This window comes from Janthinobacterium sp. C22, from assembly GCF_057919405.1.
In genome coordinates this window covers 3489677-3505176 of sequence record NZ_CP193659.1, presented here as the reverse complement: position 1 = coordinate 3505176, position 15500 = coordinate 3489677, and the positions used below count along the sequence as shown (strand labels likewise).

Here is a 15500-nt window from a genome sequence, read left to right as displayed (position 1 = left end):
AAGGGCCAGACTTTCCAGTCTGGCCCCGGCCTTGCTGCGGTTGGACGCTTACGCCGCCTTGCGACGCCGTCCCCGCCACCACAGCAGCAAGGCCAGCAGCACCAGCACGCCGACGATGATGCCGGCGCGGGCCAGGCCGATCAGGTTCGACGGTGCGCCGCCGTTGCGCAGGGTCGTCACCTGCTGCGCCGTCACCTTGACGTCAGGATTGCCGTACATCTTCTGCACGTAATTGCCGAGGGTGACGATCTGCTCGTCCGACAGGGTCTGGCGGAAGGCGGGCATCAGGTGTCCCGCAGTATGATTACCCTTGCCATCCTGCCGCTCCACCCCATCGAGGATCGCCATCACCAGGTTGTTGCTGTTGCTGCGGCCCGTCACCGAGTTGTGGAACAGCGGCGGCAGGCTGCCGTCGAAACTGCCCTCGCCCCTGGCCTGGTGGCAGCTGGCGCACTGCGCATCGTACAGCTGCGCGCCCGACATCCTGTTCAGGTTTTGCGGCAGCGGCACGCCGCGGATCGCATTGAGCTCATCGCCCGCCTGGCCCCATTGCGTCACCGGTTTCGTATCCGCCTTGTCGCGGATGGCGGGCACGCTCTTGATGTAGTGCGCGATGGCGTCCAAATCCGCGTCGCTCAGGTGCCTCAGGCTATGGTCGATGGCTTCGGCCATCGGTCCGGCAGCCTGCCCCCGGTGCGCGGCGCGGCCCGTGCGCAGGTAATCGACCAGGTCTTGCTGGCTCCAGCTGCCGATGCCGCTGTTGGCGTCCGAGGTGATGTTCGGCGCAAACCAGGTACCCAGATCAAAGCCGCCCAGCTGTTTCGACAGCTGCTCGGCCATCAGCGCGTTGCGCGGCGTGTGGCAGGTGCTGCAGTGGGCCAGCCCTTGCGCCAGGTAGGCGCCGCGGTTCCACTCCATGCTCTTGGCCGCATCGGCCACGAACGGCTTCTTGTCGAGGAAGAGCCAATTCCAGCCCGCCATCGCCAGGCGGATGTTGAACGGGAACGGCAAGTCCGTCTGCTTTGCCGGCGCCGTGTCCACCGCCGCCACGCCATGCATGAAGTAGGCGTACAGGGCGGCCGTGTCGTCATCCGTCACCTTGGCGTAGGCCGTGTAGGGCATGGCCGGGTACAGGTGCGCGCCGTCGGCCCGCACGCCATGGCGCATGGCGTCGGAAAACTGCCTGAGCGTGTAGTTGCCGATGCCGTGCGTTGTCGACGGCGTGATGTTGGTGGCGACAATGGCCCCCAGCGGCGTGGCCAGGGACAGGCCGCCCGCCATCGGCTTGCCGCCAGGGACGCTGTGGCAAGCGATGCAGTCGCCCGCCGTCGCCAGGTAGCGGCCACGTTCGATGGCCTGCACGTCGGCGCCAGGGCGTTCGCCGCCAGCACGGGCAAGGCCAGTGCCAGCAAGGCGGCGCCGGCCGCCATTCTGAAGGTCGCCATCATGCCGTTCCTCCCTGCTGTTCGTCGAGGATATGCTTGACGGTGCGCAGCGCCACGGCCAGGCCGTTTTCCGTCGAATTGCAGGTGCCGGACGTGGGCAGCACGCCGGTGCTGCACAGGAACAGGTTGGCGTGATCAAAAGTGCGGCCCCACTGGTCGCACACGGCCTTGGCCGGATCGGAACCCATCGACAGGGTGCCGCAGATGTGCTGGTTGTTGGCGAACACGCCTTCCTTGCTGTGGCGCAGATTGGTGCCGCCCATCAGCCTGGCGATCTGCTCGAAATCCTGCTTCGAGCGCTCGTGGCCCCGTTTCGTGTACTCGTCGATCGCATAATGCGCCTGCGGCTTGGGGATGCCCATGGCATCCTTCTCGCTGCTGAGGGCAATGCGGTTTTCCGGGTTCGGCAGCACTTCCAGCACGTTTTTCAGGCTCATTTCGCGCGCCGAGCGGAAACGCAGCTGCTGTTCGAATTCGGCGCCAAACACGCCCTTGCCGATCAACTCCCTGGTCGCGCCATCGACGCGCGAGATGTTCGTGAAATCCAGGCGGTATGGCGAGTGTTCGCTGCGGAAGTCGCCGTCGCGCATGGTGTTGATGGAATTGGGACTTTGCGGACCCCGGCCCAGCCACAGGTCTTCATCGGCGTCGAAGGTGATCGAGGTGCTCGGGTGGTCCATCAGGTTGCGGCCCACCATGTCGCTGCTGTTGGCCAGGCCGTTCGGGTACTTGTCCGTGGCGGAAACGAGCAGCAAACGGGGGCTTTCGATGCCGTTGGCGGCCAGAATGAAGGTCCTGGCCGTGACCCGGTGACTTTTTTATCCACGTCGTAGTACAGGGCGGCCGTGATGCGGCCCTGCACGTCGTGTTCCAGCTTGTAGACATTGGCGTTGCAGACGATCCTGACGCCCGCGTCTTCCGCCTGCTGCGCGGCGATGCCGCCGTGGTATTGCGCGTCGATGGGGCAGATCGGCTGGCAGCTGTTGTTGCCGCAGCAGGCCGGACGGCCATCGTAGCTGACGCTGTTGCGCGCCACCGTATTGCCGACCACCTTGAATGACGGGTCGAGGCGCTCGCGGATGCGGCGCATGGCGTACGGCTCCGTCACGGAGTCCATCGGGAATGGCTCCCTGCGCGGCGAACCCGTGTTCTCCGCACCCGAGACGCCCATGATCTCTTCCGCTTCCTGGTAGAACGGCTCCAGGTCTTCATAGCTGATGGGCCAGTCGACGCCCACGCCATACAAGGTGTGGATGCGGAAATCGTTCGGCACGTTGCGCCACGCCTGCGCGGCCCAATGCCACGAGGTGCCGCCAAACTGGCGGATGTATTCGGCCGGATACGGATACGGCCCCGCCTGCACCAGGTAGCCGTTATCCTTCGGCTGGTAGATCGGGTGCGGCGCCGTGGCCACGGACGGATACGGCGACATCCAGTCGCTGCGGCGCGTCGTGTTGCGGAAACGGGCGACGATTTCGCCGCGCGAGACGCGCGGACCCGCTTCCAGGATCAGCACCGAGGCGCCCGCCAGCGCCAGCTTGCGCGCGGCCAAAGAGCCGATGATGCCGGAGCCGATGACGAGGTAATCGGCGGAGAGTGCTTCAGCCATGATGGCTCCTTAAATTGGTTTTCTGGCCCAGCTGCCGTAGGCGCCGTAGGAATACGTGGGAGGCTTGAGGACGTCGGCCACGACGGCCGCGTTCAACGCCTGCTCGTAGGCGACGCAGACGGCCGCCTCGCCCGTGCCGACGATGCCCAGGTACCAGGCGCTGGCGATCTGGCGCGGCAGGGCCGCCAGCGGCGACTGAGCGGGAGCCAGCGCATCGAGCGCTTCCTGCAGGCCGGCCGCCTGCAAGCCCTGCGCATTGATCAGGGCCAGCAGCGCGCGCACATTCGCGGGGAAGGCGGCGTCCTGCGCCACCAGCGCGTCATACAGGCGCCGGGCCAGCACGGGGTCGAGCACCTGGCGCCCGACCAGCATGGCCGACACGCCCAGGAAGGCGCCCTGCTCCGCACTGGCGACCGGTTCGGCCAGCGCCCAGGGAATCAGCGCCGCGGCCGAAGCCGACAGCAAGCCGGCCAGCACCATGCGGCGGCCGGGATTCAGGGGCCGCGGCCCTCCTTGTTGTGTGTAGCGTCCAATTGAAGCTCCCGTGAGTTCAGCAACCGTTCAGAAAGAATGCTTGAGACCGACCATCACCACCGTCTGGCCGCCGTTCGACGACGGCGTGCCGTTTTGCGAATCGCCGACCGAGGCGACGGCGTCGACGATGGCGCCGTTCTGGCCCAGGGTCTGGCCGCGCGCCAGCTGGCGCGCTTCGATCAGGTAGATCGCCGTGCGCTTGGACAGCGCATAATTCTGTTCGAACGACAGCTGGCGGTAGCGCGCGCGGTCCGACATGCCGTTGGCGCGGCTGGCGTAGGTGTCGCTGTAGCCGGCGCTCAGGAACCACTGCGGCGTCCACTGGTAGCTGGCGATCAGGCCGGCCGTGTTGAAGATGGCCGTGTCGCGGAACGTGGAATGGCTGCCCGCCTGGTATTGCACGTTGCTGGCGTTGGCGCCCACCATCCACTTGCCCATGGTGTAGCGGGCGCTGGCGGCGATGAATTCGATGCTGTCGGCCGAGGCGTAGCCCTGGTTGATGGCCGAGATGCCGAAGCTGGCCGAAGCCTTGTCGCTCCAGCCAGTACCGTTTTGGCCATTCTTCAGTTTCAGGTAGCCGAGCGCGAATTCCGCCGGCGAGGTGCTGTACTTGACGGCGGCGCTGAAGCTGCTGCCCGCGGCATTGCCGTCGGCCGCTTCGCCGAAGCCGTATTGCGCGCTCGCTTGCAGGCCGCGCCACGCGGGCATGCTGTAGGTCAGGGAATTGCTGATGCGCACGGTCGTATCGAGGCCGTCGATATCGCCCGGGTGTGCGCCGGTGGCGCCCGTCAAGACGTTGCTCGAGGCCAGCGAACCCACGAGCAGGTAGTACGGCGTGTACTGGCGCCCGGCCGTCAGGCTGCCGTAGGCGTGTGATTGCAAGCCCACGTAAGCCTGGCGGTTGAACAGGGCGCTGGCCGAACTTTGCGCGCCCGTATCGCTTTCAAAGCCGTTTTCCAGCAGAAACAGCGCCTTCAGGTCGCCGCCCAGGTCTTCCACGCCCTGGAAACCGATTTTGCTGGCGGACAAGTTACCGCTGCGCATGTAGGTGTTCGACTTGCCGCCCTGGTTGCTCGCGTACGCGGTGGCCGCGTCGACCACGCCGTAGATGGTGACATTGCTTTGGGCGCAAACGTTTGCGCCGATGAGCGTGGAGACGGCCAGCGCCGCGGCGCGCATGCATGGTGTGTTCATTTTTTTCCTGACTTTCCTGTTTTATCTGGCGAAATACGGGCGTGGCGCCGCGCTGCAGCCCCTCCATTGAGAAGGGCATCCGCTGTTCTTCTTGATTTGGATCAAGTGAGGCAAATTATACGCCTATTTACTAACATGTAAGTGATTGACTGTAAGGCGTAGTCTTATAGCAAAACTGACAGCGGCGCGGGCACAAGCCCGGCAGGATGCGGCAATGCGTGGAACGGGCATGGCAAAAGCAGCGGCGGCGCGTGTCGAAAAACACGCGCCCGATGGATGCTCAGGCAAGGAGAAGTTTGGGGTTCAGCGCAGGATGGCGGGCGCCACCGGCAGGGTTTCGAGGGCAATGAAGGCTTCCAGCGCGCGGCGCATGTCTTCGAACACCTGCTTGCCGTACGCTTCTTCCAGGTGGGCATATTGCAGGTCGATCAGCTTGCCCATCTGCAGCAGCAGGCTGGCGCCCGCTTCCGACAGGTGCACCTTGCGGCGGCGCTGGTCGCCTTCGAACTTGCTGCGTCCGATCAGGCCGATCTCTTCCATGCGCGCCAGGATGCCGCTCATGCTGGGACTGGAAATCTGGCAGATCTCGCACAGTTCGCGCGGTTCCAGGGTGGGGCTTTCGTTCAGCGCGCGCATGATGCGCCACTGCTGCTCCGTCACGCCGAAGTGATTGAGGATGGGGCGAAAATGCTGGAGCAGGCTGTCGCGCGCCTTCAGCAGCAGTTGCGGCATGTTCGGATAACGGATCGGTAGCTGCAAGCGGAACTCCCTGGGTGGCCGGCAAATGAGCGTCATTATACGGCCGGCCCAGGGCCAACGGCGGACTGGCAACGATGTATTTTTCGCTACGTCCGCCCTGCCCCACGCCCATCTCCCCGCCCGTCTCCCCGCCCGTCTCCCCGCCCCTCTGCCTCCTCGTGCGCATGCCGCTGCACGGACCACAGCACGCCCGCTGTCAGCAAGACCATCGCGCTCCACTCCAGCGGGCGCGGCATGCGCTGCGCGTAGACGAAGCCGTACAGCAGCGCGAACAGGGTCTCCGACAGGATCAGCTGGCCCGACAAGGTGACGGGCACCCGGCGCGACGCCAGGTTCCACAGGTAGTTGCCGATCACGGAAGCGCCCAGCGCCAGCAGCAGGCACACAAACCAGAAGCGGGGCCAGTCGCGCGCAGGACTGCCATCGACGCCGCCCGCCGGCTGCAGCGCCAGCATCACGGCGCCCACGATCAGCGCGATGACGCCGCTGGCCAGGCCATACAGCATGGCCCACTCCGCGGCGCTGACATGCGCATGCCGCTTGAGGAAGCGGGCATTGTCGAGCGCATACCAGGTCCAGCACGCGAGCGCGCCGATGGCGCACAGCACGCCGGCCAGCTTGTGCGCCAGGCTTGCGCCGTCCGCGCCCGCGCCGCCTGCATGGCTGAAGATATCGACATTGATGCAGGCGATGCCCGCGGCCACCACCAGCAGCGGCAGGGCCAGGCGGCGCAAGGGCGGCGCGCCGTGGTCCTTGTGGCCGAACAGCGTCACGCTCAGGGGCAACAAACCAATGATCAGCGAGGTGGGCGCCACGCCGGCCAGTTTGACGCCATACGCCAGCAGCAGGTAATACACGACGTTGCCCGCCAGCGCCTGGCGCAGCATGGCCAGCCAGTCGCCGCGCCGCAGCCGGCGCAGCAGGGGCAGGAGGCGCGGCAGCATCAGGCCGGCCGCCAGCGCGCCATAGCAAATGTAGCGGCCCACCATCAGCTCGGCCGGAGAAAAATCCGGCAGCAAGACGGGCACAATGAAAACGGCGCCCCAGAAGGCGCCGGCCAGCAAACCAGATACGATCCCACGCCACATGCAGCCACACCCGCGTCATCACTCGAGGACGCCAGTATAGGGTATGCGGCGCGGAGTCGCCCGCCGTCAGCCCCTGGCTTTTCTCTGCCCGGGGATGAAGTGTTCGCGCACGGCCTTGGCCAGCAAGTCCGGCGGCAGCAAGCCCTGTCCCAGCAGGAAGTTGTTGAAGGCCAGGCGGTCGAATCGGTCTCCCAGCGCCAGCTCCGTTTCCGCGCGCAGCTGCAGGATGCGCGTATAGCCGTAGAAATAGCTGCCCGCCTGGCCCGGCATGTTGAAGGTGTAGCGGTCCAGCTCCTGGCGCGCCATCGGTTTCGACAGCATCACTTCATCCGTCAGGATGCGGCCCGCCTCTTCGCGCGTGACTTGTCCCAGGTTCAGCATCGGGTCGAGCATGGCGCGCGCCGCGCGCAGCATGCGGAACTGCAGCGCGATGAACTGGCCCTCGGCCGGCTCGTACGGGATCATCTCCGCTTCCGCGTACAGCGCCCAGCCTTCCACGTTGACGCTGTTGAACGCATACAGGCTGCGCGCCTGCGACACGCCCCGCTCCACCATGGCGCTGAACTGCAGTTCGTGGCCGGGGCGGCCCTCGTGCGCGCTCAGGGTCCAGGCCGCGCCCGCGAAGTTGAAATCGTCATACGCCTCGCCCTTGCCGCTGGCGGCCGGATTACTGACGGGCAGGACGAACTGGCCGTGCTCTCCCGTATTGCCGATCAGCGGAGGCGGACGCATATGCGGCGCCGGCTGGGCCGCCGATTCGGCATCCGATGCCAGGCGCATGGTCATGGCGCGCTGCGGCACGTCGACGACGCGCTGCGCGCGGATGCGTTCTTCCAGCTGGGTATTGACGCCCTTGTAGTGCGCTTCGAGCTGCGCGTTCGGGATGGAATCGCTCTTCAGCGCGCGCATCACCTGGCGGTAGTCCGTGCCGTCGACGCCCTTCAAGGCCAGCCTGGCTGCCACCACGGGCGCCAGCGCCTGCATGGCGGCGCGCGTTTCCAGGTAGGCCACCTGCGCCCGCTCGACCAGCGCGCGCGGCTCGATGTCGATGCCTACCTGTTTCAGGCGAAACGCGTACAGCTCGGGCGCCATGCGGAAATCCGTGCGCGACAGGGGCAGCACCACCTGCTTTTCCCACGCCGCATATTCGTTCAGCTGCTGCTCCATGGCGGCCAGCGCGGGTTCGGCGCCTGCGATCTTCATGTCGGCGAACAGCTTGCGGATGCCGGCGATATACGTCGGCACGTTTTCCAGCGACTGCTCCACCTGCAGGCGCACGGGACCGGCCAGGCCGGGCGTGCCGATCTTTTCCGTGAAGCGCGCCTTCGCCTGCTGCGTGATCGGCGTGCTGCCCGGAAACTGGCCTACATAGCGCTGCAGGCGCTCCAGCGCCTTGGCACGGCGCGCGGCCGGACGCTGTTCCTGCAGCAGGCTTTGCATGCTGCCAAAGACCATCTGCGGCACGTCGATCCACGGCAAGGCGTACCTGGCTTCCAGCTCGGTGCCGGCAATTTCCTGGTCGACGGCGCCGATCAGGATTTCCAGGTCCTGGCGTATGCGTTCGTCGCGTTCCAGTTCCAGCTTTTGCTGCAATTGCGCGCGCGCCTTCCGCCTGGCCGCCACCTGGCGCCCGGTGATGTCCGGCCCCAGGTCGGCGGCCAGGCCGTCGTACTGGGCCAGGCCCCTGTCGGAAGCGTCTTCGGGCGAGAACTGCGCCTGCGCCGCCAGCACGATGGCCGCGTTGCGGTTGCTGGCTTCAACCCAGGCCGATGAAGCGCCGGCAGTTGCAGGGACGGCGGCCATGGCGGGCATGGTAAACGCGATGGAGAGTGCGGCTACCAGCACGGTCTTGCACAATTGCGGAGTGACGGACATCGGGGGATTCCTTCCTGAGGTGAACGATGAGCGAAGCGGCGAGTATCGGCCAGCCTCGCATGCCTGTCAATTCAGCCGTTCAGGGCGGGCAGGTTCCACGGCGTGACGATCTGGATGGCGGACAGTGACGGCGATTGCGCCAGGGCCGGCAGCGCGCCCTGTGCCCGCAGGATTTCCTGGCACGCACGGCGCATGTCCTGCCCCAGGTCGTGGTGCAGCACGGCCTGGATGGCGCCCGACTTGAGCAGCGCCACATTGTCCGCATCGAGGTCGTGGCCAATGAAGACCTGGCAGCGCCGGCCCGCCTGGGCGAACGCCTGCACGATGGCGGCATTGCCGCCGCCGATGGAATACACGGCGGCGATGGCCGGATGATCTGCCAGGGCTTGACGCACCAGCGCCCCCGTGGCGCCGTCGATGCCGTGGCCCTCGCTCACTTCGACGATGGACAAGTGGCGGTGCCGTTCGCGCAGCGCGCGGCGAAAGCCGATCTCGCGCTCTTCCTCGCCATGAAAGCGGTTGCTGCTCAGGGTCACCAGCACCTGCTGCTTTTTCCGGCTGCCCAGCCATTGGCCGACCAGGCAGGCGGCCGTCTCCCCCGCCGCGCGGTTATCCATGCCCACGTAGCCGCGGCGCGCGGAGCCTGGCAAGTCCGTCACCAGGGTCACGACGGGAATGCCGGCCGCCGCCAGCCGGTCCACCGCCTCGGCCACCGGCGGCAAGTCCGGCGCTTTCAGCAGCACGCCGTGGCTGCCGTTCTTGCGGATGCGTTCGAGCAGTTCGACGATGCCGTCCACGTCCAGGGTTTCATGCAGGTGAAAGCGCGAACGCAGCACAGCCGGATGCAAGGACGGCAGCTCCGCCTCCAGCGCGGCGCGCACGGCGTCCGTGAAGCGGCGCGGCGCCACCATCAGCACGTCGAGCATGAATTTTCTGCCGGCCAGGCCCACCTGCGTGCTTTGCCGCGCCAGTTCGTCGAGCGCCTGCATCACGCGGCACACGGTATTGGCGTGGACGCCCCCACGCTGCTTGATCACGCGGTCGACCGTGGCCACGCTGACGCCGGCCTGCAGCGCCACGACCTTGACGGGAAAAGGATGCGTCATGCGATATCCAATCCAGATTGATGGTTTTTTGATGGATTTCTTGATGAAAAATGCGGATTTTCATCCCTATACTGATTCTACAACTTAAACAACGGAGACACCGCATGCCCACCACAGACGCCGGCGCAGCGCCGCCCAGCCCCTTCTGGCTGGCATCAGAAAACTGCGATCTGCAAGACTTCATCGCCACCGTCAGCCAACGCACGGCGCCGGCCGACTATCCCCACGCCGCCGCGGTGGAAGAAAACATTCTCGTCTACGACTGCGACCGGGTGCGCGCGCTGGCCGGCAAGCCGGTGGCGTTGCGCGCGCTGCAGGCCGAATGGGGCCAGGCGCTGATGGACGGTCCCGGCGTCATCGTGCTGCAACGCGCCGTCGCCGACATGGAATGCCTGGAACAGGTGAACCGCGTGTTTCAGGCGCTGATCGCCGAACAGCACGCGAGCGGCCAGGCGGCTGGCGACCATTTTGCCAAGGCCGGTGCGAATGACCGCATCTGGAATGCCCAGCAAAAGCTGTGTCTGCGCGCGCCGGAAGCGTTCGCGCGCTATTACGCCAACCCCGTCTTCGCGTGGATAGCCGAGGCCTGGCTCGGTCCCGCCTACCAGATGACGGCGCAAGTGAACGTCGTCAACCCGGGCGGAGCGGCCCAGGCGCCGCACCGCGACTACCACCTGGGCTTCCAGAGCGCGGCCAGCTGCGCCGCCTATCCCGCGCCCGTGCACCAGATGTCCACCCTGCTGACACTGCAGGGCGCCGTCGCCCATTGCGACATGCCGCTGGCCTCCGGTCCCACCCTGTACCTGCCCGGGTCGCAGCGCTACCGCGCCGGTTTTCTCGCCTGGCAGCAGCGGCCGTTCCGCGACTATTTCGCCCGGCATTGCGTGCAGCTGCCCCTGTCCAAAGGCGATGCCGTGTTCTTCAACCCCGCCCTGTTCCATGCGGCCGGGCATAACCGCTCGCCCGACATCCGCCGCATGGCCAACCTGCTGCAAGTGTCGTCGCCGTTCGGGCGCGCCATGGAAGCGCTGGACCGCCGCGCCATGAGCGCCGCGCTGTATCCGGCCCTGCAGGCGCTGCGTGCCCGGGGCGCCCTGGATGATGCTGGCGTGCGCCACGCGGTGGCTGCCTGCGCCGAAGGCTATGCCTTCCCCAGCAACCTCGACCGCGACCAGCCCATCGCCGGGATGGCGCCGCCCACGCAGCAGCAGATCATGCACGCAGCGCTGGCGCAGGACTGGCCCGCTGCCCGCTTCCTCGACGCGCTGGACAGCCACGCCTGGCGCCAGCAAGCCTGACCCCTTACCGCGATACACTCGGAGACTCCGTATGCAAGACATCCACATCGGCCTGATCGGCGCCGGCTACATGGGCAAGGCCCACACCATCGCCTACAAGGCCGTGCGCAGCATTTTTCACACGGCGCTGAACCCCGTGTGCGCCTGCATCGCCACCAGCAGCGAAGAAGGCGCCGCCCGCAGCGCGCAGGAGCTGGGCTGGCAGCGTTCCACGGGCGACTGGCGCGCGCTGATCAACGATCCCGCCATCGACGCCGTCATCGTCGCCACGCCGCCGGCCACGCACAAGGACATCGTGCTGGCGGCGCTGGCCCTGGGCAAACCCGTATTCTGCGAAAAGCCGCTGGGCATGACGGCCGCCGAATCCCTGATGCTGGCGCAGGCGGCGGAAAGCGCGGGCGTGGCCAACATGGTCGGCTATAACTACATCCGCACGCCCGCCAGCCAGCTGGCGCGGCAGATCATCGCATCGGGTGAAATCGGCGAAATCATCCATGTCGCCGCCGAACACGTGGAAGACTACCTGCACGACCCGCGCGCGCGCGCTTCGTGGCGCACGCGCGAGGCGACGGCGACGCGCGCCGGTGCGCTGGCCGACGTGGGCTCGCACCTGCTCAACCTGGCCCTGCGCCTGGGCGGTCCCGTCGACGCGCTGGTGGCCGACATGAACACCGTGCACGCGCAGCGGCAAGGCCCGCACGGCATGGAAGCGGTGGAAAACGACGACCAGGGGAATGTGATGCTGCGCTTTGCCAGCGGCGCGCTCGGCGCCCTCACCTTCAGCCGCGTGGCGGCCGGGCGCAAGATGGGTTACACCTACCGCATCACGGGGACCAAAGGCGCGATCGCCTTCGACCAGGAAGACCAGAATGCGCTGTGGCTGTACGATGCCGGCCGCCCGGCGCAGCGCCAGGGTTTCCAGCGCCTGCTGATGGGGCCAGCCCACCCCGACTACCTGGCGTTCAGCCAGGGCGCGGGGCACGGCACGGGGTACAACGAGCAGATCGTCATCGAAGCGCGCGATTTTCTGCAGGCCATCGCCAGCGGCCAGCCGGTCTGGCCCACCTTCCGCGACGGCTACGAGGTGGACCGGCTGATCGATGCCGCGCTGCGCTCCGTGCAAGAGCGCAGCTGGATTACCCTGCGCTGAACACCTATCAAAACCTACTGCGCGTCGTGATTTACGGCCTCCGATGCTCACTGTACCTTCGTACAGTTGCGCTTCTCGACCGCAACTCACTTCCGCTCGCTACGGTTTTGTTAGGCGTTGTTAGTAAGCCAGGCCGTAACCGAACTTGTACAGCGGATGGGCCGTGTCATACGGCACGTCCGATTTCTGCACCTGCACTTCGGCCATCGACGACGGCAGCTCGAACGGCAGCTTGCCTTGCGGCTTGGCCTTGCCCGTCAGGACATCGAACAGCGCGCCGTCGCTGACGCCGAAGTTGGCGAGGATGGCGCTGGCCTTGTCCTGCACGTTGCCGAGGATGGCCGGACGGTCCAGGTACACGGTGACCACCGTCTTCGGCGCGTATTTCGCCGCGTTCTTGATCGCCTCGTAGTCGGCATTGCCATCGACGTAATCGAGGCGGCCCTCGTGCTGCATGCTGCCGAAGATGTAGTTCGGGTGCAGGGTTTCATACGGTGCGGCCACGCGCAGCAGGGCCACGTCCGCTTCCTGCGGCGTGGCGACCACCGTGTAGCCATACTGTTTCGCCACGGCCGCATCGATGCCGTACAGGTAGACCTTCTTGACGGTGGCGGCCAGCGGCAGAACCTTGTCCTTGTTTTCCAACAGGACCAGCGAGCGGCGCTGGGCCTCCAGGCCCGCCTCGACGAATTCCGCCTTGCCCACCGTGCTGGCCGCCTTGGCCGCATCGACGAACGGATGCTCGAACAGGCCCTGCTTGAATTTCTGGATCAGGATGCGCCGCGCCGAGGCGTTGATGCGCGCCTCCGTCAACTGGCCCCGCTGCACGGCTTGCGTCAGATACGGCGCTTCCGTCACGCCCCCAAACTGGTCCATCCCCGCCGTCACGGCCTTCACGTAACGCTCGGCCTTGGTGGCGTCTTCCATGCCCCACGGGGTGCCGAAACCGATGAAGGAAGGCGCCACGCCAGGCGCCGTGCCGTTGCGGCAATTGGCGTCGCAGTCCGACGTGATGCCCCAGTCGGACAGGATCACTCCCTCGAAGCCGTATTTGCCGCGCAGCAGATCCGTCAGCATGGTCTTGCTGAAGCCGGCCGCCACTTGCTCCAGGGTGATGCCGTCGATGGTGATATTGCCGTCCGGCAGAGCGTAGGTCGGCATGACGGAAGCCGCCTTGGCCGTGAACGCCCCTTCGAACGGCTTGACGTGGTAGGCAAAATTGTTGCCCGGGTAGGTCATGTAGCGGCCATAGTAATTGTGGCCGTCGAAGCCCTCCTTCGTGGCGCCGTAGCCGACCCAGTGCTTGACGACGGCCACGACGCTGCCGTCATGCAAGCCCGTATTGCCGTCCTGGAAACCTTCGATATAGTGCTGCACCATGCGCTTGGCCAGGTCCGCGTCTTCGCCGAAAGTGCCGTTGATGCGCGACCAGCGCGGCTCGGTGGCCAGGTCCGCCTGCGGCGACAGCGCCTGCGTGATGCCGACGGCCAGGTATTCCTGGCGCGCGATGTCGCCGAAGCGGCGCACCAGCGCATCGTCGCCGATGGCGGCCAGGCCCAGGGTTTCCGGCCACTGCGAGAAACCCTTGGTACCGGCGCTGGCGCCCACCGTGTACTGGAAATGGTGGCGCGGGTCCGTGCTGATGGAGACGGGAATGCCGTGGCGCGACGTTTCGCTCAAGGCCTGCACCTTGTTGTACTGGGCCGCCATATTGGCCGTGTCGCCCGCCATGCGGGTAATGAAGGTGTTGACGTATTGCTTGACGATCAGGTCTTGCAAGGCCGCCAGGTCATATGCGCCACCCAGGCCGATGCCGGAAGGGTCGGATACGGTGGGCGCCGTGCCGTGCATCATCAGGCCCGCCTTTTCATCGAGGCTCATGCGCGACAGCAGGTCGTCGGCGCGCGCCTCGGCCGGCAGGCGCCAGTCTTCGTACGGGTCGATCTTGCCGTTGCGGTTCATGTCCTTGAAGGTATAGCCGTCGACATTCAACTGGGTGTAGCTGGTGGCGCCGAACACGGGCTGCGTGTATCCCTCGCTGCCGGTATCGCTGTTGCCGCAGGCGGCCAGGGCAAGCGTGGCGACGCAGCCGGCGACCACGCGGGCCATCGGTTTCAAAGTGCAATTCATCATTATCTCCAAGACTGTTTTTGTAGGTATCAAGGCGCGGCAGCAAGACCGGCCGAAAACAATATAGCGTGAGAATGCGTGAGTTTCTTGACCGCGCAGCACGCGTTTTATACCCGCGAGAACAATTTTTGGTTAGATGGCACAACAACCAACAATCTCCTACAAAGTGCTAATATTTGTGAAAAATTACTACAACAAGCAAGATAAGCAGGAGACAGCCTTGCACAAACCCGACACGCGCACGGTTTCGAACCGCATCGCGCAGCAATGCGCGCGCGCCATGCAGGCCGACGGCCACGACCCCGCCGACTTTTTCCGCCAGACGGGCATCACGCCGGCGCAGCTGGACGAGCCGGGCGGGCGCATCAACGCCGAGCGGCACCGCCGCATGACGGCCTACGCCCAGCAGCTGCCGCAGCACCGGGCCATACTCGACCTCGACGTGACGCACTGGTTCGCGCATTACTCGGGCATCGCCCACGTCTGCTTCAACCGCCCCACCCTGCGCAGCGCGCTGCACGAGCTGCTGCACTTGCGGGGCCTGATCGGCGAATTCGACTTCATGCTGATGAGCGAAAACGGCACGCGCATCGAGATCGAATACCTGTCCGAGTTCTGCCCGGCGGGCGGCGCCATGCAGGCGTTGGCCAATTTCCGCATGCTGTCGCTGGTGGCGCGCGCCTATGACGATGGCGCGGCCACCGCCTTCCATGCCGGTTTCCAGGGCAAGGCGCCGTGGTTCGCGCCGGCCATTGCCGAGTGCTTCGGCGCCGCCGTCACCTTCGGCCAGGCGCGCAATACCCTGACCTTCGACGCGCCGGCGCTGGACCGTCCCTTCACCCAGTTCAACGCCATGCTGGCGCCGCACGCGCTGCGGCACGCGCAGGGACAGTTGCAGCAGCTGCAGGGGGCGCAGCTGTTTTCGGCCCGCGTGGAGCAGGCCATCATCGATTTGCTGGGCCGGCAAGGCGCCGGGGATGCCGACGGCGGCGCGCTGCTGCCGGCCCTGTGCGACGGCCTGGCGATGAACCGCTGGACCTTGCAGCGCCAGCTGCAGCAGGAGCAGACCTCGTTCCGCGCGCTGGAACTGCGCGCGAAGAGCCGCGAATCGCGCCGCCTGCTGCGCGAAACGAGCCTGAGCGTGGTGGAAATCGGCGAGCGCCTGGGCTTTTCCTCGCAAAGCGCGTTCACCCGCTTCTTCAAGACCCAGTTCGCGCTGCCGCCGGCGCGCTACCGGCAGGATGCCGCCGGCGCCTAGAGAAAGAGACAAGTAACAAGTAACAAGCAAACCGCCAAACCACGAAACGGCCCA

General features: G+C 66.1%; 11 protein-coding genes and 1 pseudogene. 3 read left to right on the top strand and 9 right to left on the bottom strand.

What is annotated here, in order from left to right; translation table 11 throughout:
- Nucleotides 1-48: 48 nt before the first annotated feature.
- The 8 genes and pseudogenes from ACRHIG_RS16355 to ACRHIG_RS16320 form a co-directional block, all read right to left on the bottom strand.
- Nucleotides 49-1362, bottom strand: coding sequence for a c-type cytochrome (locus ACRHIG_RS16355; protein ID WP_489627102.1), 1314 nt, complete (start codon nt 1360-1362; stop codon nt 49-51).
- Between the two features lie 82 nt (nt 1363-1444).
- A pseudogene (locus ACRHIG_RS16350) lies at nt 1445-3054 on the bottom strand (GMC family oxidoreductase).
- A 9-nt stretch (nt 3055-3063) separates the two neighbouring features.
- The gene (locus ACRHIG_RS16345) at nt 3064-3534 is read right to left on the bottom strand and encodes a sugar dehydrogenase complex small subunit (protein ID WP_219136944.1); all 471 of its coding nucleotides are present in this window, start codon (nt 3532-3534) and stop codon (nt 3064-3066) included.
- Nucleotides 3535-3615: 81 nt separating this feature from the next.
- Entirely contained in the window at nt 3616-4782 is a 1167-nt protein-coding gene (locus ACRHIG_RS16340) for a porin (RefSeq protein ID WP_489627101.1), read from the bottom strand.
- Nucleotides 4783-5085: 303 nt separating this feature from the next.
- A complete protein-coding gene (gene hpaR / locus ACRHIG_RS16335) occupies nt 5086-5541 on the bottom strand; it encodes a homoprotocatechuate degradation operon regulator HpaR (RefSeq protein WP_227741981.1) in 456 nt (151 codons plus the stop codon).
- Between the two features lie 86 nt (nt 5542-5627).
- Entirely contained in the window at nt 5628-6629 is a 1002-nt protein-coding gene (locus tag ACRHIG_RS16330; protein WP_489627100.1) for a DMT family transporter, read from the bottom strand.
- Nucleotides 6630-6695: 66 nt separating this feature from the next.
- Nucleotides 6696-8504: a DUF885 domain-containing protein gene (locus tag ACRHIG_RS16325; protein ID WP_489627099.1), complete on the bottom strand. Its 1809-nt coding sequence runs from the start codon at nt 8502-8504 to the stop codon at nt 6696-6698.
- 71 nt (nt 8505-8575) lie between these two features.
- Nucleotides 8576-9610: a LacI family DNA-binding transcriptional regulator gene (locus ACRHIG_RS16320; protein ID WP_489627098.1), complete on the bottom strand. Its 1035-nt coding sequence runs from the start codon at nt 9608-9610 to the stop codon at nt 8576-8578.
- Nucleotides 9611-9714: 104 nt separating this feature from the next.
- Between ACRHIG_RS16320 and ACRHIG_RS16315 the strand changes: the two genes are divergently transcribed.
- Entirely contained in the window at nt 9715-10908 is a 1194-nt protein-coding gene (locus ACRHIG_RS16315; protein WP_489627097.1) for a phytanoyl-CoA dioxygenase family protein, read from the top strand.
- 31 nt (nt 10909-10939) lie between these two features.
- On the top strand, nt 10940-12058 hold the full coding sequence (locus ACRHIG_RS16310; protein ID WP_489627096.1) for a Gfo/Idh/MocA family protein: 1119 nt from the start codon (nt 10940-10942) through the stop codon (nt 12056-12058).
- Between the two features lie 120 nt (nt 12059-12178).
- On the opposite strand, the gene ACRHIG_RS16305 is transcribed toward ACRHIG_RS16310, so the two are convergent.
- Nucleotides 12179-14188 carry a glycoside hydrolase family 3 protein gene (locus tag ACRHIG_RS16305; RefSeq protein ID WP_489627095.1) on the bottom strand — a complete coding sequence of 670 codons (2010 nt, stop codon included), beginning with the start codon at nt 14186-14188 and terminating at the stop codon, nt 12179-12181.
- Between the two features lie 220 nt (nt 14189-14408).
- On the opposite strand from ACRHIG_RS16305, the gene ACRHIG_RS16300 reads away from it, so the two are divergent.
- Nucleotides 14409-15446, top strand: coding sequence for a helix-turn-helix transcriptional regulator (locus tag ACRHIG_RS16300; RefSeq protein ID WP_489627094.1), 1038 nt, complete (start codon nt 14409-14411; stop codon nt 15444-15446).
- Nucleotides 15447-15500: the final 54 nt, after the last annotated feature.